Raw genomic sequence first — 23222 nt, 5'->3', positions numbered from 1 at the left:
GGTGATGACGGGATCGAACCGCCGACCCCCTCCTTGTAAGGGAGGTGCTCTCCCAGCTGAGCTAATCACCCGATACTACGCTGGATACTACAACTAACTAGGTTAGTGGTGGGTCGTGCAGGATGACTCGACTTCGTCTCGCCCTTCGGGCCGTTGCTGACGCAACGTTATCCTTCACGTTTTACTACCGCTTCCACCTTAGCGATTGGTGGGTCGTGCAGGATTCGAACCTGCGACCAATTGATTAAAAGTCAACTGCTCTACCAACTGAGCTAACGACCCACTTTTTCGTTGCTTTCGGTTTGTTTGATATCCCGTGGCAACGGCGGCATATATTACTGATTTCAGACTTGAGCGCAACAAAAATTTCGATGTAGATCACTCAACTGCTTATGATTCGCACGACACGACCAGAAATAATGCAACTTCTGGTCGTGTGTTATGCATTACATCGCGTTCAGACGTTTTTGCGCCTGTTTTGCGCCATCAGTACCAGGGTATTTACTGATAACCTGCTGGTATACGGCTTTCGCTTTTGCGGTGTCACCTTTGTCCTGCATGATGACGCCGACTTTAAACATCGCATCTGCAGCCTTCGGTGACTTCGGATAGTTTTTCACTACCGAAGCAAAATAATACGCCGCATCATCTTTTTTACCCTTGTTGTAGTTTAACTGACCCAGCCAATAATTGGCGTTTGGCAGATAAGTTGAATCAGGGTAATTTTTGATGAAATTCTGAAATGCCACCATTGCGTCATCCTGGCGGGATTTATCCTGCACCAGCGCAATAGCTGCATTGTAATCCGTGTTTGCATCACCGCTTTTCACCGGCGCGCCAGCATTCGCAGTACCAGCATCAGCTGTCGGCGTCGTTGATGCCGCCGCACCGCTTTGATCGCCGCTGGTTGATTGCGCCGCTGCACCACCGCTGCTGAGGCTATCGATCTGCAACAGGATCTGCTTTTGCCGCTCCACGACCTGATTCAGTTGATACTGATTTTCCTGAATCTGACCACGCAGGGAATCAATATCGGATTGATTATCAGAGAGTTGTTGCTGGAGTTGGGTTAAAAGCTGGCTGTGAGCATTAGAAATACGCTCAAGTTGAGTGACGCGGTCTTCGACCGAGCCTGAGCCGACACTACTGATTGGTGCCTGAGCAAAAGCGGCCCAGGGGGCCGCTATACCAACCAGTAACGACAGACTCAATAGTTGATGTCTGAAGTTACTGCTCATGCAATTCTCTTAGTAAACCAGTACCGCACGACGGTTTTTGGAGTATGCCGCTTCGTCATGACCCAGTACTGCAGGTTTTTCTTTACCGTAAGAAACGATGGAGATCTGGTCTGCAGAAACGCCTTTACCCTGCAGGTACATCTTAACGGCGTTCGCACGACGTTCACCCAGGGAGATGTTGTATTCCGGAGTACCACGTTCGTCCGCGTGACCTTCTACGGTGACTTTGTAAGACGGGTTGCTACGCAGGAAGTTTGCGTGTGCATCCAGCATTTGAGCGAAGTCAGAACGGATATCGTACTTGTCCAGATCGAAGTAAACGATGTTGTTCTGCTGCAGCTGTTGCATTTGCAGACGAGCCTGCTCTTCGGAAGACATGTTGCCATTGCCGCCGTTCGCATCCATACCAGTGCCGGCACCCAGCATGCCTTCGCTGCCGTCATTGCTGGCGTTCTTGTTGGAAGAACATGCCGCAATTGCCATAACAGGCAGAGCAATCATCAGCCCTTTCAGCACTTTGTTCAGTTGCATTTCAATGATTCCTTTACTATTCAATTAATTATTATCACAGATACGGCGACCAGGCAGGGAATTTGACCTGTCCATCAGTTGCCGGAAGACGCGCTTTGAAACGCCCATCTGTAGAAACCAAATTCAGCACGGATCCCATCCCCTGAGAAGAGCTGTAGATTACCATAGTGCCGTTAGGTGCCAGACTTGGCGTTTCATCCAGGAACGTGGACGACAGAACTTGTACGCCTCCCGTTGCCAGATCTTGTTTGGCAATGTGCTGCTGCCCACCATTGGAGCTGACCATTACCATAAATTTACCGTCGCTGCTGACATCCGCATCCTGGTTCTGCGAACCTTCCCAGGTAATACGTTGTGGCGCACCGCCGTTGATATTCACTTTATAAACCTGCGGACGACCGGCCTGGTCAGAAGTAAATGCCAGGTTCTGGCTGTCCGGGAACCAGGTCGGTTCGGTATTGTTACTGCGACCATCAGTCACCTGGCGGATCTGACCAGAAGCCAAATCCATTACGTACAGGTTCAGGCTACCGGTTTTCGACAAGGCGAATGCCAGTTTGCTGCCGTCTGGCGAGAATGCTGGTGCACCGTTGTGACGCGGGAATGAAGCCACCTGACGTACAGCACCATTTGCCAGCGTTTGAATAACCAGCGCTGAACGACCGCTCTCGAAAGTCACATAGGCCAGTTTAGAACCATCCGGTGACCATGCCGGAGACATCAGCGGCTGCGGAGAACGGTGAACGACAAACTGGTTGTAACCGTCATAGTCAGATACGCGCAGTTCATACGGGAACTGACCGCCATTGGTCTGAACAACGTAGGCAATACGGGTACGGAACGCACCTTTAATGCCGGTCAGTTTTTCAAACACTTCATCACTGGCGGTATGACCAGCATAACGCAGCCACTGCTTGTTCACTTTGTACGAGTTCTGAGCAAGTACAGTACCCGGTGCGCCGCCAGTGTCAACCAGCTGATAAGCAACATTGTAAGAGCCGTCCGGATTCGGAGTGACCTGGCCGACAACCACAGCGTCAATGCCCAGCGCAGACCATGCTGCTGGTTGTACTTCCTGTGCACTACCCGGCTGCTGTGGCAGACGAGCGCGATCTAATGGATTAAATTTACCGCTGTTACGCAAGTCAGCAGCAACGATGCCGCCAATATCTTCAGGTGCTGCACCAGGACCCGCCCACTGGAAAGGAACAACGCCAATAGGACGACCGGAATCTACACCGCTGTCGATCACAATGCGGACTTCAGCATGCAGAACTGATGCCCACAGTATGAGAAAACCAAATGCTACTCGTAATGCCTGCTTCATCATATCTCCCTTATCTGGACCGATGGCCCACGATAATTTAGCAGAATGTTAACAAACTAAAATACACAAAACTACCAGAACCCCGTGGCAACCGGTGTCTGATGTTGACCGTCGGAACAGTCAGCATCGCGATTACGGTTTGAAGTCCAATGGCGCGTTTTTGAACACTTCATATACTGCCTGGCTTGGTGGTTTCGGGATCTTCGCAAGTTTAGCTGCTGCCAACGCAGCCTGACAAAGTGCGGGATCGCCACCTTCAGGTTTGATATCCAGTAACATACCATCGGGTGCCAGTTTTATGCGCAGCGTACAGGTCTTGCCTGCATAGGACGATGCGTCATAGAACTTACTTTCGATAGCAGATTTAATCTGCCCGGCATAGTTATTGATATCGGCCCCTGATGCGCCATTGTTTTTAGTATTACCACTCCCGGCAGGCGAAGCATTGTTCCCTTTCGCCCCTCCCCCCGTTTTCGGTGCATTCTTACCAGAGCTTAGCTCACCGAAAATATCATCTGCCTCTGCGGCCGCTTTTGCTGCAGCGGCTTTTTCAGCTGCAGCTTTTGCCGCTGCCGCTTTTTTGTCTGCGGCGGCTTTTTCTGCCGCTGCTTTCTTATCAGCTGCTGCCTTTTCAGCAGCCGCTTTTTCTGCTGCTTTTTTGTCGGCTGCAGCTTTCTCTGCCGCTGCTTTCTTATCAGCTGCTGCCTTTTCAGCAGCCGCTTTCTTCTCAGCTTCTGCCTTGGTTTTTTCAGCAGCTTCAGTTGCCGCTTTTTTTCTTGCTTCAGCTGCAGCTGCTTCTGCCGCTTCCGCTTTCTTCTTCAGCGCCGCAGCGGCTGCTTCGGCTTTTTTCTGCGCTTCGGCTGCGGCTTTGGCTGCTTCTGCTTCTGCTTTTTTCTTCGCGTCTGCAGCCGCTTTCTTCGCTGCTTCTTCCGCAGCTTTTGCATCCGCTTCAGCCTTCGCTTTAGCATCTGCAGCCGCTTTCGCTGCCGCCTCTTCCGCTTGCTTCTGCTTTAACTCGGCCTGTTTTGCGGCTTCTTCAGCCTGCTTTTTCTGCTCCTGAGCCGCTAACCGCTCTTTCTCAAGTTGCTTCAGGCGTTCCTGTTCAGCCGCTTGTTTCTCACGCAGTTCTTCCGCAGCCTGCTGTTCCTTCATCTTGCGCTGCTCATCAGAACGCTTCGCGCTTGATTCCTGGCTTTGCATGCGTTTGTACTGCTCAACTACCGCACCTGAATCAACCATTACAGCGTCGATGGACGAACCACCGCCGCCTCCGGCTGAAGCTTCTATATTCTCATCGAACGAACTCCAGATCAGCGCCGCAAATAAGATGACATGCAGCACTGCTGAAATAATTATCGCCCGCTTGAGCTTGTCGTTTTGTTCGGTTGCCTTTGACACTCTCGGTTTCCAAAAACTGTTCGCCTGTTACCCGCTCTCTTTCAAGCAAGGGAAACGCAGATGTTTAGATAGGCTGCGTCATTAAACCAACCGATTTCACACCCGCACTATGTAACAAGTTCAGTGCTTTAATTATTTCATCGTAAGGCACATCTTTTGCGCCACCGATCAGAAAGACCGTTTTCGGGTTGGCCTTGAAACGGCTGGACACTTCCGCCACCACCTGCTCTGGTGGTAAACGCTCCAGGCGATCTTTCTCAACCACCACGGTGTACTGACCAATACCAGACACTTCAACAATCACTGGCGGATTATCGTTACTGCTCACCGCCTGTGATTCAGTAGCGTCTGGCAGATCGACCTCCACGCTCTGGGTGATGATGGGCGCTGTCGCCATAAAGATCAGCAACAGCACCAGCAGTACGTCCAGCAACGGTACAATGTTGATTTCGGACTTGAGATCGCGACGACCTCGTCCACGCGCTCTGGCCATGGCTTACCCCTTGTTGCTCTCGCTAACGGTAAACGCCTGGCGGTGCAGAATCGCGGTAAACTCTTCCATAAAGTTGTCGTAATTCAGTTCCAGTTTGTTTACGCGCTGGTTGAGGCGGTTATAAGCCATTACCGCCGGAATTGCGGCGAACAGACCAATTGCCGTCGCAATCAACGCTTCTGCGATACCGGGCGCAACCATTTGCAGTGTTGCTTGTTTTACCGCCCCGAGGGCGATAAAGGCGTGCATGATCCCCCAGACCGTACCAAACAGACCAATATACGGGCTGATGGAGCCAACCGTACCGAGGAACGGAATGTGCGTTTCCAGATTTTCAAGTTCACGGTTCATGGAAATACGCATCGCTCGCGACGCCCCTTCCACTACGGCTTCCGGCGCATGGCTATTGGCACGATGTAGGCGCACAAACTCTTTGAACCCGCTGTAAAAGATTTGTTCCGAACCAGTGAGATTATCCCGTTTCCCCTGGCTCTCTTGATAGAGGCGAGAAAGTTCGATTCCAGACCAGAATTTATCTTCAAACGCTTCGGCTTCGCGCGCCGCTGCGTTAAGAATACGGGTCCGCTGGATAATAATGGCCCAGGATGCGATTGAAAAACCAATCAAAATCAACATGATAAGTTTAACCAGAAGGCTAGCCTTCAGGAACAAATCAAGGATATTCATGTCAGTCACTGCTTAAACTCCGCGACAATAGACTTGGGAAGCGCACGAGGCTTCATTTTGAGTGGGTCAACGCAAACAACCAGAACCTCTGCTTCATTCAGCAAAGTATTCTCGGCGTTGACAATACGTTGCGTGAAAACCAAAGAGGTGCCACGCATTGATGTTATTTCAGTCTGTATTTCGAGCATATCGTCGAGCCGCGCAGGTGCATAATATTCCACCGTCATTTTACGCACCACAAAGGCAACGCGTTCAGCCATCAGCGCCTGCTGACTGAAGTGATGATGACGCAGCATCTCTGTGCGTGCTCTTTCATAAAAAGCGACGTAACTGGCGTGGTACACCACACCACCGGCATCGGTATCTTCATAGTAGACGCGAACCGGCCATCGAAACAGCGTTGTATTCACTTTACATCCCGGTAATGCAACAAAAGTTAGAGCTTTTAAACGCTGCTACTATACGCGCGCGATTGAGGTTTGGGAATGAGGGCAAGTTAAGGGAGCGTAAAAATTTATGGGCCTGAAGCGGCCCATAAATTTTTAAAGAGAATTCTGATTTAAAAGAAGAAGAAAATCAGCCCGACAATGAGAACAATATCGGCAAGCAAAGGGCAAAAAATCCCTTGCCAGAGAACCTTCTGCGGACGAAAGCCCACGCCGTGAATAACACCAGCACAGACGGCCCACATCAGCAATAAACCATGCCAGATTTCCAGTTCACTGGTCTTCGCGGCGAAACGTGACGGGTCCCAAAACATACATCCTGCTAACAGAAGCGCCATCACGAAGGAAAGCGCCCGCAGGGGGCGCTTGTCCATTACCGCATACAAGGTTGCGATAATCTTACTCATCAGATGTCTTCTTGACCGGCTTTGCCTGATTCGACGTGCTCAAGCGCCAGCGCGGTGATTACCCCAAACGAACAGGCAAGAAGCGTTCCCAGAATCCATGCGAAATACCACATTTTTAGCTCCTTACTTAGTACAGAGAGTGGGTGTTACGTTCAATATCTTCTTTGGTGATACGACCGAACATTTTCCAGTAGCACCAGGCGGTGTAGAGCAGAATGATCGGTACCAGAACCACCGCAACCCAGGTCATGACGTTAAGCGTCAGCTGGCTGGAAGTTGCATCCCACATTGTCAGACTTGCGTTCATCATGGTGCTGGACGGCATCACAAACGGGAACATTGCAATACCGGCAGTCAGGATGATGCAGGCCAGCGTCAGGGAGGAGAACACAAACGCCCACGCCGCTTTATCCATACGTGCAGTCAGAATGGTCAGCAGAGGCAGAACCACACCCAGTACCGGAATAGCCCACAGAATCGGCGTATTGTTGAAGTTCACCAACCATGCGCCAGCTTCACGAACCACTTCTTTATTCAGCGGGTTAGATGCCGCGTAATGGTCCATTGTTGATTTCACAACATAACCATCGATACCGTACATCACCCATACGCCAGCCAGTGCGAAGCAGACCAGTGTCACCAGTGCCGCCACCTGAGCCGTTGCACGGGTACGCAGGTGCAGTTCGCCCACGGTACGCATCTGCAGATAGGTTGCGCCCTGAGTAATGATCATCCCTACGCTCACCACGCCAGCCAGCAGGCCGAACGGGTTAAGCAGCTGGAAGAAGTTACCGGTGTAGTACAGACGCAGATATTCATCCACGTTGAACGGTACGCCCTGCAACAGGTTACCAAACGCCACGCCAATCACCAGCGGCGGAACGAAGCTACCAATGAAGATGCCCCAGTCCCACATGTTACGCCAGCGGGTTTCTTCAATCTTGGAGCGGTAGTCAAAACCGACCGGACGGAAGAACAGAGACGCCAGCACGAGGATCATCGCCACATAGAAGCCGGAGAACGCAGCGGCATAGACCATCGGCCAGGCAGCAAACAGAGCGCCACCCGCAGTGATCAGCCATACCTGGTTACCGTCCCAGTGTGGTGCGATGGAGTTAATCATAATTCGACGCTCGGTGTCGTTACGACCGAGGAAACGGGTGAGCATGCCCACCCCCATGTCGAAACCGTCAGTGACTGCAAAACCAATCAGCAGAACGCCAACCAGCAGCCACCAGATAAAACGCAATACTTCATAATCGATCATTTGACGACTCCTGTCTTAGCGTGCCGGCTGAGTAGTCGTGGAAGACTGCTCAAAGTGATAGCGACCGGTTTTCAGGCTGCTTGGGCCGAGGCGTGCAAACTTGAACATCAAGAACAATTCTGCCACCAGGAACAGGGTATACAGGCCACAAATCAGCACCATCGAGAAGATGAGGTCGCCTGCGGTCAGTGACGAGTTCGCTACAGCTGTCGGCAGCACTTCACCGATAGCCCAAGGTTGGCGACCATATTCAGCCACGAACCAGCCCGCTTCTACAGCAATCCACGGCAACGGAATACCGTACAATGCAGCGCGCAGCAGCCATTTTTTCTCGCCAATACGGTTGCGGATGACACTCCAGAAAGAGAGCGCGATGATTGCCAGCAGCAGGAAGCCACACGCCACCATGATACGGAACGCGAAGTACAGCGGCGCTACACGTGGAATGGAGTCTTTGGTTGCCTGTTGAATCTGCGCTTCAGTCGCATCCGCCACGTTTGGCGTGTAGCGTTTCAGCAACAGACCGTAACCGAGGTCTTTCTTCATGCTATTGAACTGGTCACGAACCGCCTGGTCAGTAGAACCAGAACGCAGTTGCTCGAGCAGAGAGTACGCCTTCATCCCGTTACGGATGCGTTCTTCATGCTGCACCATCAGCTCTTTCAGGCCGATAACCGGGGTATCCACGGAACGCGTTGCAATGATGCCCAGCGCGTAAGGGATCTGGATCGCAAATTTGTTCGTCTCCTCTTCCTGATCAGGAATGCCGAACAGAGTAAAGGCAGCAGGTGCAGGTTGCGTTTCCCACTCGGCTTCAATAGCAGCCAGTTTGGTTTTCTGCACGTCGCCCATTTCATAACCGGATTCATCACCCAGAACAATAACAGACAGAACGGCAGCCATACCGAAGCTGGCAGCGATAGCAAAGGAGCGTTTAGCAAAGGCGAAGTCACGACCTTTCAACATATACCATGCGCTGATACCGAGGATGAACATCGCGCCAGTCACATAACCAGACGCTACAGTGTGAACGAATTTCACCTGAGCAACCGGGTTAAGCACCAGCTCGGAGAAGCTCACCATCTCCATACGCATAGTTTCAAAGTTGAAATCGGACGCGATTGGGTTTTGCATCCAGCCGTTCGCAACCAGAATCCACAGCGCAGACAGGTTTGAACCGAGCGCCACCAGCCAGGTGACACACATATGCTGAACTTTACCCAGACGATCCCAACCGAAGAAGAACAGACCTACAAAGGTGGATTCGAGGAAGAAGGCCATCAGACCTTCGATTGCCAGCGGCGCACCGAAGATATCCCCTACATAGTGGGAATAGTAAGACCAGTTAGTCCCGAACTGGAACTCCATGGTCAGACCGGTTGCCACACCCAGAGCGAAGTTGATACCAAACAACTTGCCCCAGAACTTGGTCATATCTTTATAAATCTGTTTGCCGGAAAGGACGTAGACCGTTTCCATAATGGCCAGCAGGAACGCCATACCGAGCGTCAGTGGCACAAAAAGGAAGTGGTACATCGCGGTCAAGGCAAACTGTAAGCGCGACAGTTCGACTATATCTAACATCATGACTCCTTGCTCATCGCATGAAGACTCCGAGAGTGAACCCCGTTAGAAAGGGTCACACGCATGCCCCAATACAAAATTATTTGCTCGCCTCTATCGCTGTCTTTTCCTCAAAAGTGGAAAAGACAATGATAAAAAAGTTACAAATATGTTAATGAATAAACCAAATTGATCCCGTAATTATATTACGCCGCAAAATCCTTACAATAAACAGGTTTTTATTGAGCAAATTTGCATTTTTCGACAGTGATCAATTTATAGCGAAATTGTCACGACCTCACCAATTTGATCTACGACAATTTATCGTGTTTTGCAGATTTTTTTCAAGAATTAAAAATTGATTTATATCAAAACCAGTCAAATATGTTAATTATGTATAAACCATAGACCATTGGTAATTTTATTGTTAATTTATTGTGAAATATTTATGTAACACAATTATTACAATAAAAAGACATAGATAAAAAACCAGTGTTTTATTTAACAGAATCGCCTTATCAACTTTTTATAATACCAATTGATTAGAGTAGCCAATTTGTTGCTATTTTACATAACATATTTTTATCAAAGTTAATTGATTGTTGCCTTTATGAGCATCGCTGTAAGACCGCCATGTTATTGTTTCATTTGTAATAATCACCAATAAGTATCGATGAGAGAGATATCGCTTAACAGAGGCGACTGTGTCTGCATGAACACAGGCAACTTTCGCCTGATAAACGAAAAATGAGCGATTTTTGCAAGTTAGTTTTTCTATAGCCGGGTAAGCTGAGCGCCTCGCTTGATTACAATGAGGTTGCTGCCATGGGTCTTGATAATATAGGTTCTGTTGTCAATCGCTTCTCTGGTTGGCCATCAAATGATCCTCTAAAAACAGATAACGAATCAATGACATCACCCGTGACTGTGCAGGTAATAAAGTTGATTGCCGCCATCCTTGACCCACATCGGATAGTCGTTGGTATCGATACACTTTATACAACGCAGCGCAAAACATTTACCTCAGAGGGTCAACAACTCATTGAATCAGCATTGAAAACACTTAATGTGATGAATTTAAATAGCCTGGAAACAGATCGCGATGAGGAGGGTAACTATCTGGCTTTTGGATATAACGTTGACACTCCTGACAGAATAACCGTTTCTGCTTATAATGAAAAAAAACCTTTCTGTTATGGCCAATGTCTTTTAATACAGGATGAAGAACCAGATTTATTTAACCTGGTAAAAATTAAAACCTTTGAAGCCAGGCATAATTATGTTTCTAAATTGATGAGCGATCCGGAATTTATGTTTAAATTCAGTTATAGCGCCCAACAAAATAGATTAGAACCTCATCTTCTGGTTCCCACTTATTTCCCTCTGAAAACAAACCAACCGGTTACGCTAGAGGATGTACTGATACTTTATCGTTTCTTTAAAATAAATGGCGATTTTAATATATTAACATCAGATGAATACATGAGTATCATGACACCTCTGATGAAGTGTGAGCGTAGTGTCCACGACCATAACAGGTATGTGACGGGCAAAGATGCTCTTCTTCTGGACAATCCTCCGTCTGGTAACCAGATATATTTCCATATTTCCCCTGACGAATCAGCAACACTTGTCCTTTATTTTTCAGACAATAACCTTGAATCCTTCGTCTTTGAAAATGATATTCCGAGCCAGTATCGACATTTCAAAATGTTTACCAATTTAGCACTAGTTATTGATCAGTTAACCGACGCCAATCAAATACTTTAATTTTCTATACAGCCCTGTGTAAAATATTGCTAAACAGTGCCCGGGGTTGATTTTTATTCCTCACGGTGATATTTAAATCATGACACCATCTCAGCTCTCTTTTAATACTCTTCCTGTCAATGCAACATGCACTTCAGAGATAACAGTAAACACACAAAAATTCTCTGACATCCTCTACTCAGTGGGGTATTCCCTAAAGGATCTGGCTTATCTGAGCAGATGTCTGGCATCATTACACCCGACACTCGCCAAAAACATTTATGAAACGGAAAATCTCAGCGATCAAAAATTACTTTATATAGATTGCCGTAGTACAAATGAAATCAAGATAAATATCTTTTTGGGTCAAAAAAGAGAAGAATTAATCGAAATTAGTTCTGACACAGTCATTTTTTCGATACTGTCTTCATTGATTGACTCCACCATTTCTAAATTTCAACACCAAAACCCCGTTAACGGTTCAGTAAATCCTGACCTATTGTATGGGGATTGTACTGATTAAATCCCTCCTGTCGCGAAAAATGGCCTGCGTTATTGCCAGACGTAATAAAACTTTTGATTAACGTTACTCGTACTGGTAGCACCTTCATGTACTTCTCTTTTTTACGAAAAATCAAAAGAGCTAACAAAGGTCATTCTTCGCATGGATCATTAATTATTTGTTATTTTCAACATTATTTTTACATTAAGCATATATGAATTGCAGTGAAATTCGACTTAACTTTTATGAAATGCATTTACTCATGGCTAAAGCCACGTCACAAAAATGCAAATTAGAAGTTGATCACAATTATCTCAATACATCAAATCAAGTTAATTTTAAAAATTTAACATTCATGACATTAGTTGACATAACACACTGAATTAAAATGAGAATTTAAAAACACACTTTAAACAATCATTTCCCGAAAGACATTTTGAAAATAGATCAATTGCAACATTACGGTCAGATAAAGACACTCCTCTGATATTAAACCTGTGCCGTTATGAACGGCCATAAATACGACGTGTGTAACTTAATTTACTCTCTGTCTTACAAAGGATTACCCATGAAGAAAGCAACACTTGTGATTGGCGTTATTGGCGCGGACTGCCATGCAGTAGGCAATAAAGTTCTGGACCGCGTTTTTAGCAACCATGACTTCAGAGTCATTAATCTGGGCGTAATGGTCAGCCAGGACGAATATATTGATGCTGCCATTGAAACTGGCGCTGACGCGATTGTCGTCTCCTCTATCTATGGGCATGGCGATATCGATTGTCTGGGCATGCGCGAACGCTGCATCGAGCGTGGGCTGGGTAACATCCTGCTCTATGTGGGCGGTAACCTGGTGGTCGGAAAACATGACTTCGCTGACGTGGAAACCAAGTTCAAAGAGATGGGATTTGATCGCGTCTTCGCCCCAAGTCATGACTTAGAAGATGTCTGCCAGCTGATGGCCCACGATATCAACCAACGTCATGGCGTTGAAACTCGCATTCTTGAAGAGGCAATCTGATGCAAATCGTCTCTGTCGATATTGGATCGACGTGGACCAAAGCAGCCCTCTTCACCCGGGAGGGGGACGCGTTAACGTTGGTTAACCACGTTCTGACCCCAACCACCATCCATCATCTGGCAGAGGGATTTTTCTCCAGCCTTAACCAGGTGTTAAACGTAGATAATGCCCTCCCCCTGTTAAACCGCGGTGAGGTTGCATTGAAGTATTCCTCCTCTGCCAAAGGTGGGCTGGCGGTTGCCGCAATGGGAATAGTGCCTTCTATCACTCTGGAAACCGCGAAAGTAACCGCTCACTCTGCAGGTGCTAAAATTGCGCAATATTACGCCTACAAGCTGAACCGCCGTGATATCCAGGCACTGGAAGAAACGCAGCCCGATATTCTCTTGTTCACCGGCGGCACCGACGGCGGAGAAGAAAGCTACGGACTGAATAACGCCCGTGTGCTGGCAGAATCCAAACTCGACTGCGCCATTATTTTTGCCGGAAACCGGGATATTCAGGACAAGGTGCAGGAGCTCCTCGGGCATAAAGACCTGACCATCGTCGACAACGTTCTGCCCGATCTTGACCATCCGAACCCTTTAGCTGCACGCCAGGCTATCTGCGACATATTCCTTAAACGCATCGTTAAAGGGAAAGGGCTGGATGTCATTGTTGATAAAACAGGCGAAGAACCAATGCCGACACCATGGACGGTCTTTGAACTGGTTAAGGCAATCAGTAACGTCGATCACAGCTGGAAAGAGTTCATGCTGATCGACATGGGCGGCGCAACCACCGATGTCTATTCCGCCTGTGCCAACACGCTCTCGCCCGACACTGTTTTACATGGCGTACCGGAACCCTTCGTAAAACGGACGGTGGAAGGCGATCTGGGAATGCGCGTCTCGGCAATGGTGGTTGGTGAAAGTGCGAAAGAGTTAGTCAGTGTGAATTTTGCTCAGCAACCCGCACAGTTGGACGCTTTTTATCATTACCTCCGTCATCTAGTCGCTCATCCCGACTACTTACCCGCGAATGCAGATGAAAAATATTTCGATACCGTCCTGGCCGGACTGTGTGTGGGTTATGCCACCGAAAGACATGCGGGCACCAAAAAAGAGGTCTGCACCTGCGTCGGCAATGTCGATTTACAGATGGGACGTGACCTGACAACCGTGCGTAAAGTCGTGGGTTCCGGCGGATGGCTCTCGCGTGCCAGTCAGTTCGATATGCATCACTGGTTGAAATACCGCGAGTTAAACGACGACGGTAAACGCATTCTCTTACCGACCGAATTTGAATATTACCGCGATTCCCGGGGGCTATTACCACTGCTGGCAAACGTCGCCAGAGTCGATCCGCTGGCCGCCGCGCGCACCAGTATTCAATGCTTAACCCTATAACAATTAAGGCTGCAATCAATGGAACTTCGAAATAAGAAATTAACCCATGACGAATTCATGACCGAGCGGCAACAGGTATTGAAAACCTGGGAAACCGGCAAGGATGTTGAAAACTTTGAAGATGGCGTTAAATACCAACAAACCATTCCTGAGCATAAACGCTTCTCTCTTGCCCTGCTGAAAGCAGACAAGGAAGGTAAAACCCTTAGCCAACCGCGCGCAGGCGTGGCGCTGATGGACGAACACATCGAACTACTGAAAACACTACAAGAAGAGTGCGATCTGCTGCCGAGCACTATCGATGCATATACCCGTCTGAATCGGTACGAAGAAGCGGCTGTAGGGATTAAAAAATCCATCGAAGCCGGAACCTCTAAACTGAACGGTTTACCGGTAGTTAACCACGGCGTCGCCGCTTGCCGTCGCCTCACCGAAACTCTGCAAAAACCGCTACAGATCCGCCACGGCACGCCAGATGCGCGTCTGCTGGCTGAAATCTCGATGGCCAGCGGCTTTACCAGTTATGAAGGCGGCGGCATTTCCTACAATATTCCGTATGCCAAGCGCGTAACGCTGGAAAAATCGATCCGCGACTGGCAGTACTGCGATCGTTTAATGGGGATGTACGAAGAACACGGGATCCGCATCAACCGCGAACCGTTTGGCCCACTAACGGGTACGCTGATCCCGCCGTTTATCTCGCACTCTATCGCAATAATCGAAGGCTTGCTGGCACTGGAACAGGGTGTGAAGTCTATCACCGTTGGTTATGGTCAGGTCGGTAGCCTGACGCAGGATGTTGCGGCGATCCAATCTCTGCGGGAACTTGCACACGAATATTTTCAGAGCTATGGCTATACCGACTACGAATTAAGTACCGTGTTTCACCAGTGGATGGGAGGCTTTCCGGAGGACGAATCGAAAGCGTTCGCCATTATCTCCTGGGGTGCTGCCGTCGCGGGGATGTCTGGTGCTACCAAAGTCATCACCAAAAGTCCGCACGAAGCCTGGGGCATCCCGACTGCTGCTGCCAACATTCAGGGGCTAAAAGCCTCCCGCCAGATGCTCAACATGGTCAACGAGCAGAAATTCCCGCCGTGCCCGGCGGTTGAACTGGAAATTGAACTGATTAAGAGCGAGGTTCGCGCTGTACTGAACAAAGTGTTCGAACTGGGTAATGGTGATATCGCGCGCGGTACGGTGCTGGCATTTGAAGCGGGCGTACTGGATGTGCCGTTTGCACCAGCCGCCTGCAACGCGGGCAAAATTCTTCCGGTCCGTGACAACACCGGCGCGATACGCGTACTGGAAGCCGGAGCCGTTCCATTGCCAAAAGATATTCTCGACCTCCACCACGATTACGTTGCTGAACGCGCACGCTTTGAAGGACGCCAACCGACATTCCAGATGGTTGTAGATGACATCAATGCTGTATCCCACAGTAAATTAATAGGAAGACCATAATGAAAATAAAACAGGCCCTTTTTACCGCTGGCTACTCCTCATTCTATTTCGATGATCAGCAGGCGATAAAAAACGGAGCGGGTCACGACGGCTTTTTCTACACCGGAGAGCCGGTAACACAGGGGTTTAACGCCGTACGTCAGGCCGGGGAGTGCGTTTCGGTTCAGTTGATTCTGGAAAACGGTGCGGTCGCCGTAGGCGACTGTGCTGCCGTACAGTATTCCGGGGCAGGCGGTCGCGATCCACTGTTCCTCGCAGAGCACTTTATTCCGTTCCTCAACGACCATATCAAGCCATTACTGGTAGGCCGCGATGTGGATGCTTTCCTGCCGAATGCCCGTTTCTTCGACAAATTGCGTATTGACGGCAACTTGCTGCATACCGCCGTACGTTACGGATTATCACAGGCGCTGCTTGATGCTACCGCGCTGGCAACCGGCCGTCTAAAAACTGAAGTGGTCTGTGATGAATGGCAGTTGCCACGCGTGGCGGAATCCATTCCATTATTTGGTCAGAGCGGCGACGATCGATATATCGCCGTCGATAAGATGATCCTTAAGGGCATCGACGTGCTGCCCCATGCGCTGATTAATAACGTCGAAGAGAAGCTGGGCTTTAAAGGTGAAAAACTGCGCGAATATGTCCGCTGGTTGTCAGATCGCATTCTGAGCAAGCGCACCAGCGCACGCTACCACCCAACCCTGCACATCGATGTATACGGCACTATCGGTCTGATCTTCGATATGGATCCGCTTCGCTGTGCGCAATACATCGCCAGCCTGGAAAAAGAGGCGCAAGGCCTGCCGCTCTACATTGAAGGGCCGGTCGATGCCGGTAACAAGCCCGATCAAATTCGCCTGCTGAACGCGATTACCAAAGAGCTGACGCGCCTCGGTTCCGGCGTGAAAATTGTGGCCGATGAATGGTGTAACACCTACCAGGATATTGTTGATTTCACTGATGCCGCCAGTTGCCACATGGTGCAAATCAAAACCCCGGATCTGGGCAGTATTCACAACATCGTCGATGCAGTTCTTTATTGCAACAGCCACAGCATGGAAGCGTACCAGGGCGGCACCTGCAATGAAACTGATGTCAGTGCCCGCACCTGTGTCCACGTCGCCCTTGCTGCTCGCCCCATGCGTATGCTGGTAAAACCAGGGATGGGCTTTGACGAAGGCCTCGATATCGTCTTCAACGAAATGAATCGTACTATCGCGCTGTTGCAGGCTAAGGATTAACAAATGGCTCGTTCTTTTAAAGTCTTATCGCCAACGGCAATCCTCGGGTATGGATTCCCGGAAGAGAGCTTCCGCAAAGCGATGGCAGAATCGCCCGATCTGATCGCCGTTGATGCAGGCTCTTCCGATCCTGGCCCCCACTACCTCGGGGCGGGCAAACCGTTTACCGATCGCGCAGGGGTCAAGCGCGATCTGCGCTATATGATCACCGCAGGCGTGCAAAATAATATACCGGTGGTGATCGGAACGGCCGGCGGTTCTGGTGCCGCTCCACACCTGGAGTGGTGCCGAGAAATAATTCATGAGATTGCCCGGGAAGAGCACCTCGCGTTCTCGATGGCGCTGATCCCGGCAGACGTTGACAAAGCCATCGTCCACCAGGCGCTGGATAACGGCAAAATCACAGCGCTGGATTTTGTCCCGCCGTTAACCCACGACGCGATTGACGAAAGTACGTATATCGTCGCGCAAATGGGCATCGAACCCTTCCAGCAGGCGCTGAAAGAAGGCGCGCAAGTGGTGCTGGGCGGGCGCGCTTACGACCCGGCCTGCTTTGCTGCGCTACCGATCATGCAAGGCTTTGATGAAGGTCTGGCGCTGCATTGTGGGAAAATCCTTGAATGCGCGGCAATCGCCGCAACGCCCGGCTCAGGCTCTGACTGTGCGATGGGCATCATTGATGACAACGGCTTTACGCTGAAGACATTTAATCCGAAGCGTAAATTTACCGAAACGTCAGCGGCTGCACACACACTGTATGAGAAATCCGATCCCTACTTCCTGCCAGGACCTGGCGGCGTGTTGAACCTGAAAGGCTGCACATTTAAAGCGGTCAATGACGGCGAAGTGTACGTCAGCGGTTCTAAGCATGAAGAAACGCCGTATGCCCTGAAACTGGAAGGTGCGCGGCGGGTGGGCTTCCGCTGTCTGACCATCGCAGGAACGCGCGACCCGATCATGATCGCCGGGATCGATAAAATCATCGATGAAGTCAAAACCAGCGTTTCGCGTAACCTGTCGCTCGACGATGACAGCATTCGCATCAATTTCCACCTGTACGGCAAAAACGGGGTGATGGGCGACCATGAACCGATGCAAACTGCCGGGCATGAGCTGGGGATTGTCCTTGATGTAGTTGCACCGACCCAGGATATTGCCAATAGCGTTTGCTCGCTGGTGCGCTCTACCATGCTGCACTACGGCTATGAAAACCGCATCGCTACCGCAGGCAACCTGGCGTTCCCGTTCTCCCCTTCTGATATCCAGGGCGGGCCGGTATACGAATTTTCCATATATCACCTGATTGAAGCCAACGACGCTCTGCGTTTTGATTTCCATATTGAACAGGTGACGCCAGAAGGAGTTCAGGCATGAAACAGTCAATTGTCTCACTGGCGCAAGTCATTCGTTCGAAAAATGCCGGACCTTACGAACTGGTTTTAGATATTTTATTTAAAACGAAAGAAAACTATGAGCGAGTAAAATCATCAGGGCAATTAACCCCAGAACTGATTGCGCGCTTATATCATGTTGAACCTGACTTTATTCATCGTATTGTCTGGTTTGATCCTTCTAACGCAGTAAAAATTGTCATGCCACGAGATATTATCTCCGGGAATGTAGGTGACAATGATGTCTATGGCGCACAGCAACATGCACCTTTATTAAATATGAGTTTCGATTTGTAAAAATCCGAACACTTTTAGCCAACTGACATCCCGTCACTTATTGCAGCTCAACACTTCAGCTATTTGTAAGGTTGTTATAGCAGGTAGATGCCTGAATCTCTATTCAGGCATCCACTTCTCCTGATTCTGATTTATCGCCGTGCACCTGATGGAGGAAAAAATGAAGAAAATAAGTTTAACCACGATGATTCTTTTGGCGCTGGTACTTGGAATGATTATCGGCGTAGTGCTCAATAACACTGCTTCACCGGAAACAGCAAAACTCTATGCGCAAGAAATATCGATATTCACGACGATTTTCTTACGACTGATAAAAATGATTATCGCTCCGTTAGTGGTCTCTACCCTGGTGGTAGGTATTGCTAAAATGGGCGATGCCAAAGCCCTTGGTCGTATTTTTTCTAAAACACTCTTTTTATTTATTTGCGCCTCATTGCTGTCAATTGCCTTAGGCTTGATAACGGTAAATTTCTTCATGCCAGGCACAGGAATTAATTTTGTTGCACACGGTGCCGAAACCACCGGAGTGGTCGCGTCAGAACCCTTTACACTAAAAGTATTTATTTCGCATGCTTTCCCCACCAGCATTGTCGATGCCATGGCGCACAATGAAATTTTGCAAATCGTGGTGTTCTCAATTTTCCTCGGCTGTAGCCTGACGGCGATTGGTGAGAAAGGCAGCGCCATCGTTCACGCCTTAGATTCGCTGGCACATGCCATGTTAAAGCTCACTGGCTACGTCATGCTCTTCGCTCCCCTGACCGTATTCGCCGCTATTTCAGCATTGATTGCTGAACGAGGACTGGCAGTTATGGTGAGCGCCGGGATCTTTATGGGTGAATTTTATTTCACCATGTTATTACTTTGGGTGCTGCTTATCGGTCTGGCCATCGTTTATGTCGGCCCCTGCATCAGACGCCTGACCCGCGCCCTTTCAGAACCCGCCCTGCTGGCATTTACCACATCCAGTTCTGAAGCTGCTTTTCCGGGAACGCTTGAAAAACTGGAGCAATTTGGCGTTTCCCCCAAAATTGCCAGCTTTGTCTTACCCATTGGCTACTCATTTAATCTCGTTGGATCAATGGCCTACTGCTCCTTCGCCACAGTTTTCATCGCCCAGGCCTGCAATATCCATTTATCCATCGGTGAGCAAATCACCATGCTGTTGATCCTGATGTTGACCTCGAAAGGAATGGCTGGCGTACCACGCGCCTCAATGGTGGTTATCGCCGCCACGCTCAACCAGTTCAATATTCCGGAAGCGGGGCTGATCTTGCTGATGGGCGTTGATCCGTTCCTTGATATGGGGCGTTCCGCGACAAACGTCATGAGCAACGCAATGGGCGCTGCGATGGTGAGTCGGTGGGAAGGCGAACATTTCGGCGAGGGCTGTCGGGGTAAAGCATTAAAACCCAATGAATCGAACGTTGCTCTGCCCTGAGGGGGATCTTAAGCAATCAGAAGCCAATGACTACGCATTTTTATAAGCCGGATCATGAAGTTAGACGGCAATTAAGTAACACTAACGTTTAAGGTGAAAAGTGAAATATGTCCAAACCATTTATCTGGCAAGAACCGTTTCTACAAAATAAAGACGGTACAGAATATACATTAATTAGCGATCAACATATTACAGTAACGGAATTAGACGGCGAAGAAGTAATAAAAATCGCTCCTGAAGCATTAACGCTGCTTGCCCGGCAGGCATTTTATGAAGCCTCTTTTTTCTTACGTTCCGCTCATTTGCAACAGGTCGCCAGCATTCTTAACGATCCGCAGGCCAGCAGTAATGATAAATACGTTGCGTTGCAGTTATTACGTAATGCTGAAGTCTCAGCAAAAGGGGTATTACCCAACTGTCAGGATACCGGCACCGCAACTATTGTTGCCAGTAAAGGGCAACAGATATGGACGGGAGGTAACGACGCTGAAGCCTTAAGCAAAGGCATTTACAGTACTTTCCAGGAAAATAATCTGCGCTTTTCACAAAATGCGCCGCTGGATATGTATACCGAAGTCAATACGCAAACCAATCTTCCGGCGCAGATTGATATCAGCGCTGTCGCTGGTAATGAGTACCATTTTCTCTGTGTTAATAAAGGGGGCGGCTCCGCCAATAAAGCCGCACTTTATCAGGAAACCAAATCCTTATTGCAACCAGAAAAACTGACCGCATTTTTAATCGACAAAATGAAATCGTTGGGCACGGCCGCCTGCCCGCCCTACCACATCGCCTTTGTCGTCGGAGGGCTTTCAGCCGATCAAACCTTAAAAGTTGCCAAGCTGGCCTCTACGAAATATTACGACAATTTGCCCACCAGCGGAAACGAGCAGGGACAAGCATTCCGTGATATTGAGCTGGAAAAAGCGTTGCTCGAGGCCAGTCAGCAATTTGGTATTGGTGCGCAATTTGGGGGTAAATATTTCGCTCATGATATTCGCGTCATTCGTCTGCCGCGTCACGGTGGCTCTTGCCCGATAGCTATGGCGCTCTCCTGTTCTGCCGATCGCAATATCAAAGCAAAAATTAACAAGCATGGTATCTGGCTGGAAAAACTCGAACACAATCCGGGGCAATATATTCCAGCCTCACTGCGGGAAGAAAATCACGCGCAACATGTACAGCTGGATCTAAACCGTCCGTTGCGTGACGTGATGCAGGATCTCGCCAGATTACCGGTAGGTACCCGCGTGTCGTTAAGTGGTCCCATCGTAGTGGCGCGCGATATCGCCCACGCAAAAATAAAAGCGCGGCTGGATAGCGGCGAATCGATGCCGGATTACCTGAAGCATCATATTGTCTATTACGCTGGCCCGGCGAAAACACCGGAGAACATGGCCTGCGGTTCACTGGGTCCAACCACGGGCGGTCGAATGGACGGTTATGTCGAAACCTTCCAGGCGGCTGGCGGCAGTCTGGTAATGTTATCGAAAGGTAACCGCAGCCAGCAGGTCACCGATGCCTGTCACAAACATGCAGGCTTCAATCTGGGAAGTATTGGCGGTGCAGCTGCGTTACTGGCGCAAGAATATGTCAAAAGTCTGCGTTGCCTGGAATACCCGGAGCTGGGTATGGAGGCGGTGTGGATGATGGAAGTGGAAAATCTGCCCGCATTCATCCTGGTTGATGATAAAGGCAATAATTTCTTTAGCCAGTTTGAGCAGCAACACCGCTGCGCCAGTTGCCCTGCGGGACATTAAGGAAAATGAATGGAAGCGCGAATTTCAACTGAACGGCATGTGCAGCGCCAACAGAAATTGAAGGAACAGGTCGATACGCGCGTCGCGGCGGCGATAGAGAAAAAAGGGATCTTGATTGTTTTCACCGGCAACGGCAAAGGGAAATCCACTGCCGCGTTTGGTACTGTGACGCGCGCGGTGGGTCATGGCAAAACGGTGGGGGTTGCGCAGTACATCAAGGGGCAATGGGACAACGGCGAATACAACCTTCTCCAGCCGCTGGGGGTTGAGTTTCATATTATGGGAACCGGTTTTACCTGGGAGACTCAGAACCGGCAAGCGGATATCGACGCGGCGAAAGAGGTCTGGTCGGAAAGCAAACGGATGCTGGCTGACAAGCGTTACGACTTAGTGGTGCTTGATGAGCTGACCTATATGCTGGCTTACCATTATCTGGACACCGAAGAAGTGATCACTTCTCTGCAAAACCGCCCGGCACAACAAAGTGTCATTGTCACCGGACGCAGTTGCCACAGTCAGATATTAAAAATGGCGGATACGGTCAGCGAAATCCGCCCCGTCAAACATGCTTTTGATAACGGCATTCAGGCGCAGCCGGGTATCGACTGGTAATAACTGCGCCTGGCATCCAGCCAGGCGCAGGTTTTACATCTCCTGCGGTACGACCGATTTCGCCAGCAACCATTCACGAAATTGCTGCAAGTGCGGCGAGTCAGACTTCTCTTCCTGCCACGTCATAATAAAACGATTACCGGTACGAATAGGCACATCACAGGGAATCACCATATCGCCACTATCCAAATCATGTTGAATAGCGAACCGTGGTAACAGCGCCACGCCGAGATTAGAGCGCACGGCGGCAATCAGCATTGAAAGCAAATCGAAACGTGGTCCGTTATTGACCAGCGGACTGCTAACGCCAGATAAAGCAAACCACTCTTCCCAGCCAGTAATACGGGTGCTTTGATGCAGAAGTGGTAACTCAGTAAGCAGTTCTGCCACTGACAGTTTTTGATCGGACATTGCAAGCAAACTGCCGCTGCATACCGGCAAAATCTCCTCTTCAAAGAGATATTCTACTTCCGCCCAGGGCGCGCAAAAATTTTCGCGCATAATGACAGCATCGTACTCCCGATTAAGAAAATCGCCGTTATTAGCTAAAGAATGAATATTAACAATAATATCGGGATGTAACTTTGTGAATTCATGTAAATTTGGGATTAACCAGTGGGTACTAAACGTAGGATTAACGGCAAGTTCAATAACCTGAACCGTAGGCTGCCAGGTCATAATCGTATTGGTATCGCGCTCCAATTTATTTAATGTTTCTTTTACTATCCCCAGGTAATACTTCCCTGCATCATTAAGAAAAATGCGTTTTTTAGAGTGTGAAAATAACGGAGTATGTAAAAATTCCTCCAACGCACTTACTTGTCTGAATACTGCACTTTGGGTTAACGCTAACTCCTCTGCCGCTCTGGTATAACTTTCATGACGTGCGACGACCTCAAAAGTCACCAGCAGCTCCGTTTTAGGTATTTTTCCTCGCATAATGCCGTCCCTTAAAAATAGTTTAAACCATCAAAAATACATTACTTATTACGAAGTAATGGT

The 23222-nt window shown here is 49.1% G+C and carries 23 protein-coding genes and 1 tRNA gene; 11 read left to right on the top strand and 13 right to left on the bottom strand.

Annotation, left to right across the window (positions count from 1 at the left end; all coding sequences use genetic code 11):
- Positions 1 to 206 precede the first annotated feature (206 nt).
- The 12 genes from BEB54_RS19915 to cydA all read right to left on the bottom strand — a co-directional run bounded on the left by BEB54_RS19915 (position 207) and on the right by cydA (position 9378).
- Positions 207 to 282, bottom strand: a tRNA-Lys gene (locus BEB54_RS19915).
- 164 nt (positions 283 to 446) lie between these two features.
- Positions 447 to 1238, bottom strand: coding sequence for a cell division protein CpoB (cpoB, locus tag BEB54_RS19910; RefSeq protein WP_000097569.1), 792 nt, complete (start codon positions 1236 to 1238; stop codon positions 447 to 449).
- 9 nt (positions 1239 to 1247) lie between these two features.
- A complete protein-coding gene (pal, locus tag BEB54_RS19905) occupies positions 1248 to 1769 on the bottom strand; it encodes a peptidoglycan-associated lipoprotein Pal (RefSeq protein ID WP_001295306.1) in 522 nt (173 codons plus the stop codon).
- Between the two features lie 34 nt (positions 1770 to 1803).
- Positions 1804 to 3096, bottom strand: coding sequence for a Tol-Pal system beta propeller repeat protein TolB (gene tolB / locus BEB54_RS19900; protein WP_001295307.1), 1293 nt, complete (start codon positions 3094 to 3096; stop codon positions 1804 to 1806).
- Between the two features lie 132 nt (positions 3097 to 3228).
- The gene (gene tolA / locus BEB54_RS19895) at positions 3229 to 4494 is read right to left on the bottom strand and encodes a cell envelope integrity protein TolA (protein WP_032302713.1); all 1266 of its coding nucleotides are present in this window, start codon (positions 4492 to 4494) and stop codon (positions 3229 to 3231) included.
- A 64-nt stretch (positions 4495 to 4558) separates the two neighbouring features.
- Positions 4559 to 4987: a colicin uptake protein TolR gene (gene tolR / locus BEB54_RS19890; protein WP_000090097.1), complete on the bottom strand. Its 429-nt coding sequence runs from the start codon at positions 4985 to 4987 to the stop codon at positions 4559 to 4561.
- 3 nt (positions 4988 to 4990) lie between these two features.
- Positions 4991 to 5683: a Tol-Pal system protein TolQ gene (gene tolQ, locus BEB54_RS19885; protein WP_000131314.1), complete on the bottom strand. Its 693-nt coding sequence runs from the start codon at positions 5681 to 5683 to the stop codon at positions 4991 to 4993.
- A complete protein-coding gene (gene ybgC / locus BEB54_RS19880) occupies positions 5680 to 6084 on the bottom strand; it encodes a tol-pal system-associated acyl-CoA thioesterase (RefSeq protein WP_001098384.1) in 405 nt (134 codons plus the stop codon). Before ybgC ends, tolQ begins: the two co-directional genes overlap by 4 nt.
- 149 nt (positions 6085 to 6233) lie before the next feature.
- Positions 6234 to 6527, bottom strand: a complete 294-nt coding sequence (ybgE, locus tag BEB54_RS19875) for a cyd operon protein YbgE (protein ID WP_000034602.1) — start codon at positions 6525 to 6527, stop codon at positions 6234 to 6236.
- On the bottom strand, positions 6527 to 6640 hold the full coding sequence (cydX, locus tag BEB54_RS19870; RefSeq protein WP_000270282.1) for a cytochrome bd-I oxidase subunit CydX: 114 nt from the start codon (positions 6638 to 6640) through the stop codon (positions 6527 to 6529). The genes ybgE and cydX overlap by 1 nt, the downstream gene beginning before the upstream one ends.
- A gap of 14 nt (positions 6641 to 6654) precedes the next feature.
- Complete coding sequence (cydB, locus tag BEB54_RS19865) at positions 6655 to 7794, bottom strand: cytochrome d ubiquinol oxidase subunit II (protein WP_000568277.1); 1140 nt, start codon at positions 7792 to 7794, stop codon at positions 6655 to 6657.
- 15 nt (positions 7795 to 7809) lie between these two features.
- On the bottom strand, positions 7810 to 9378 hold the full coding sequence (cydA, locus tag BEB54_RS19860; protein WP_000884361.1) for a cytochrome ubiquinol oxidase subunit I: 1569 nt from the start codon (positions 9376 to 9378) through the stop codon (positions 7810 to 7812).
- 804 nt (positions 9379 to 10182) lie between these two features.
- Here cydA and BEB54_RS19855 point away from each other — a divergent pair.
- From BEB54_RS19855 to cobO, 11 genes are all read left to right on the top strand, one after another.
- A complete protein-coding gene (locus tag BEB54_RS19855; RefSeq protein WP_105277505.1) occupies positions 10183 to 11127 on the top strand; it encodes a hypothetical protein in 945 nt (314 codons plus the stop codon).
- 79 nt (positions 11128 to 11206) lie between these two features.
- A complete protein-coding gene (locus tag BEB54_RS19850; protein WP_088541595.1) occupies positions 11207 to 11629 on the top strand; it encodes a hypothetical protein in 423 nt (140 codons plus the stop codon).
- Between the two features lie 547 nt (positions 11630 to 12176).
- Entirely contained in the window at positions 12177 to 12626 is a 450-nt protein-coding gene (gene glmS, locus BEB54_RS19840; RefSeq protein ID WP_088541593.1) for a methylaspartate mutase subunit S, read from the top strand.
- The gene (glmL, locus tag BEB54_RS19835) at positions 12626 to 14014 is read left to right on the top strand and encodes a methylaspartate mutase accessory protein GlmL (protein WP_105277503.1); all 1389 of its coding nucleotides are present in this window, start codon (positions 12626 to 12628) and stop codon (positions 14012 to 14014) included. The genes glmS and glmL overlap by 1 nt, the downstream gene beginning before the upstream one ends.
- A gap of 18 nt (positions 14015 to 14032) precedes the next feature.
- Positions 14033 to 15478, top strand: coding sequence for a methylaspartate mutase subunit E (locus BEB54_RS19830; protein ID WP_000423321.1), 1446 nt, complete (start codon positions 14033 to 14035; stop codon positions 15476 to 15478).
- On the top strand, positions 15478 to 16719 hold the full coding sequence (locus tag BEB54_RS19825; protein WP_105282251.1) for a methylaspartate ammonia-lyase: 1242 nt from the start codon (positions 15478 to 15480) through the stop codon (positions 16717 to 16719). The genes BEB54_RS19830 and BEB54_RS19825 overlap by 1 nt, the downstream gene beginning before the upstream one ends.
- 3 nt (positions 16720 to 16722) lie before the next feature.
- Positions 16723 to 18093: an acyclic terpene utilization AtuA family protein gene (locus BEB54_RS19820; protein WP_032183702.1), complete on the top strand. Its 1371-nt coding sequence runs from the start codon at positions 16723 to 16725 to the stop codon at positions 18091 to 18093.
- Entirely contained in the window at positions 18090 to 18407 is a 318-nt protein-coding gene (locus BEB54_RS19815) for a DUF4387 domain-containing protein (protein ID WP_000813947.1), read from the top strand. The genes BEB54_RS19820 and BEB54_RS19815 overlap by 4 nt, the downstream gene beginning before the upstream one ends.
- 160 nt (positions 18408 to 18567) lie before the next feature.
- A complete protein-coding gene (locus BEB54_RS19810) occupies positions 18568 to 19848 on the top strand; it encodes a dicarboxylate/amino acid:cation symporter (RefSeq protein ID WP_000724204.1) in 1281 nt (426 codons plus the stop codon).
- A 107-nt stretch (positions 19849 to 19955) separates the two neighbouring features.
- Positions 19956 to 21608: a class I fumarate hydratase gene (locus tag BEB54_RS19805; protein WP_105277502.1), complete on the top strand. Its 1653-nt coding sequence runs from the start codon at positions 19956 to 19958 to the stop codon at positions 21606 to 21608.
- Between the two features lie 9 nt (positions 21609 to 21617).
- Positions 21618 to 22220: a cob(I)yrinic acid a,c-diamide adenosyltransferase gene (gene cobO, locus BEB54_RS19800; protein ID WP_000388210.1), complete on the top strand. Its 603-nt coding sequence runs from the start codon at positions 21618 to 21620 to the stop codon at positions 22218 to 22220.
- Positions 22221 to 22253: 33 nt separating this feature from the next.
- Here cobO and BEB54_RS19795 read toward each other — a convergent pair whose 3' ends face one another.
- Complete coding sequence (locus tag BEB54_RS19795) at positions 22254 to 23159, bottom strand: LysR substrate-binding domain-containing protein (protein ID WP_001214260.1); 906 nt, start codon at positions 23157 to 23159, stop codon at positions 22254 to 22256.
- Positions 23160 to 23222: the final 63 nt, after the last annotated feature.

The organism is Escherichia sp. MOD1-EC6021 (assembly GCF_002965245.1).
Lineage (GTDB): Bacteria > Pseudomonadota > Gammaproteobacteria > Enterobacterales > Enterobacteriaceae > Escherichia > Escherichia coli_F.
Note: the sequence above shows the minus strand (reverse complement) of the source record. Positions and strands in the feature narration are given on the sequence as shown.

Coding starts and splice junctions, on each gene's coding strand:
- cpoB (WP_000097569.1), bottom strand. CDS start 1,238: ATGAGCAGTAACTTCAGACATCAACTATTGAGTCTGTCGTTACTGGTT.
- pal (WP_001295306.1), bottom strand. CDS start 1,769: ATGCAACTGAACAAAGTGCTGAAAGGGCTGATGATTGCTCTGCCTGTT.
- tolB (WP_001295307.1), bottom strand. CDS start 3,096: ATGAAGCAGGCATTACGAGTAGCATTTGGTTTTCTCATACTGTGGGCA.
- tolR (WP_000090097.1), bottom strand. CDS start 4,987: ATGGCCAGAGCGCGTGGACGAGGTCGTCGCGATCTCAAGTCCGAAATC.
- ybgE (WP_000034602.1), bottom strand. CDS start 6,527: ATGAGTAAGATTATCGCAACCTTGTATGCGGTAATGGACAAGCGCCCC.
- cydX (WP_000270282.1), bottom strand. CDS start 6,640: ATGTGGTATTTCGCATGGATTCTGGGAACGCTTCTTGCCTGTTCGTTT.
- cydB (WP_000568277.1), bottom strand. CDS start 7,794: ATGATCGATTATGAAGTATTGCGTTTTATCTGGTGGCTGCTGGTTGGC.
- cydA (WP_000884361.1), bottom strand. CDS start 9,378: ATGTTAGATATAGTCGAACTGTCGCGCTTACAGTTTGCCTTGACCGCG.
- BEB54_RS19855 (WP_105277505.1), top strand. CDS start 10,183: ATGGGTCTTGATAATATAGGTTCTGTTGTCAATCGCTTCTCTGGTTGG.
- BEB54_RS19850 (WP_088541595.1), top strand. CDS start 11,207: ATGACACCATCTCAGCTCTCTTTTAATACTCTTCCTGTCAATGCAACA.
- glmS (WP_088541593.1), top strand. CDS start 12,177: ATGAAGAAAGCAACACTTGTGATTGGCGTTATTGGCGCGGACTGCCAT.
- glmL (WP_105277503.1), top strand. CDS start 12,626: ATGCAAATCGTCTCTGTCGATATTGGATCGACGTGGACCAAAGCAGCC.
- BEB54_RS19830 (WP_000423321.1), top strand. CDS start 14,033: ATGGAACTTCGAAATAAGAAATTAACCCATGACGAATTCATGACCGAG.
- BEB54_RS19825 (WP_105282251.1), top strand. CDS start 15,478: ATGAAAATAAAACAGGCCCTTTTTACCGCTGGCTACTCCTCATTCTAT.
- BEB54_RS19820 (WP_032183702.1), top strand. CDS start 16,723: ATGGCTCGTTCTTTTAAAGTCTTATCGCCAACGGCAATCCTCGGGTAT.
- BEB54_RS19815 (WP_000813947.1), top strand. CDS start 18,090: ATGAAACAGTCAATTGTCTCACTGGCGCAAGTCATTCGTTCGAAAAAT.
- BEB54_RS19810 (WP_000724204.1), top strand. CDS start 18,568: ATGAAGAAAATAAGTTTAACCACGATGATTCTTTTGGCGCTGGTACTT.
- BEB54_RS19805 (WP_105277502.1), top strand. CDS start 19,956: ATGTCCAAACCATTTATCTGGCAAGAACCGTTTCTACAAAATAAAGAC.
- cobO (WP_000388210.1), top strand. CDS start 21,618: ATGGAAGCGCGAATTTCAACTGAACGGCATGTGCAGCGCCAACAGAAA.
- BEB54_RS19795 (WP_001214260.1), bottom strand. CDS start 23,159: ATGCGAGGAAAAATACCTAAAACGGAGCTGCTGGTGACTTTTGAGGTC.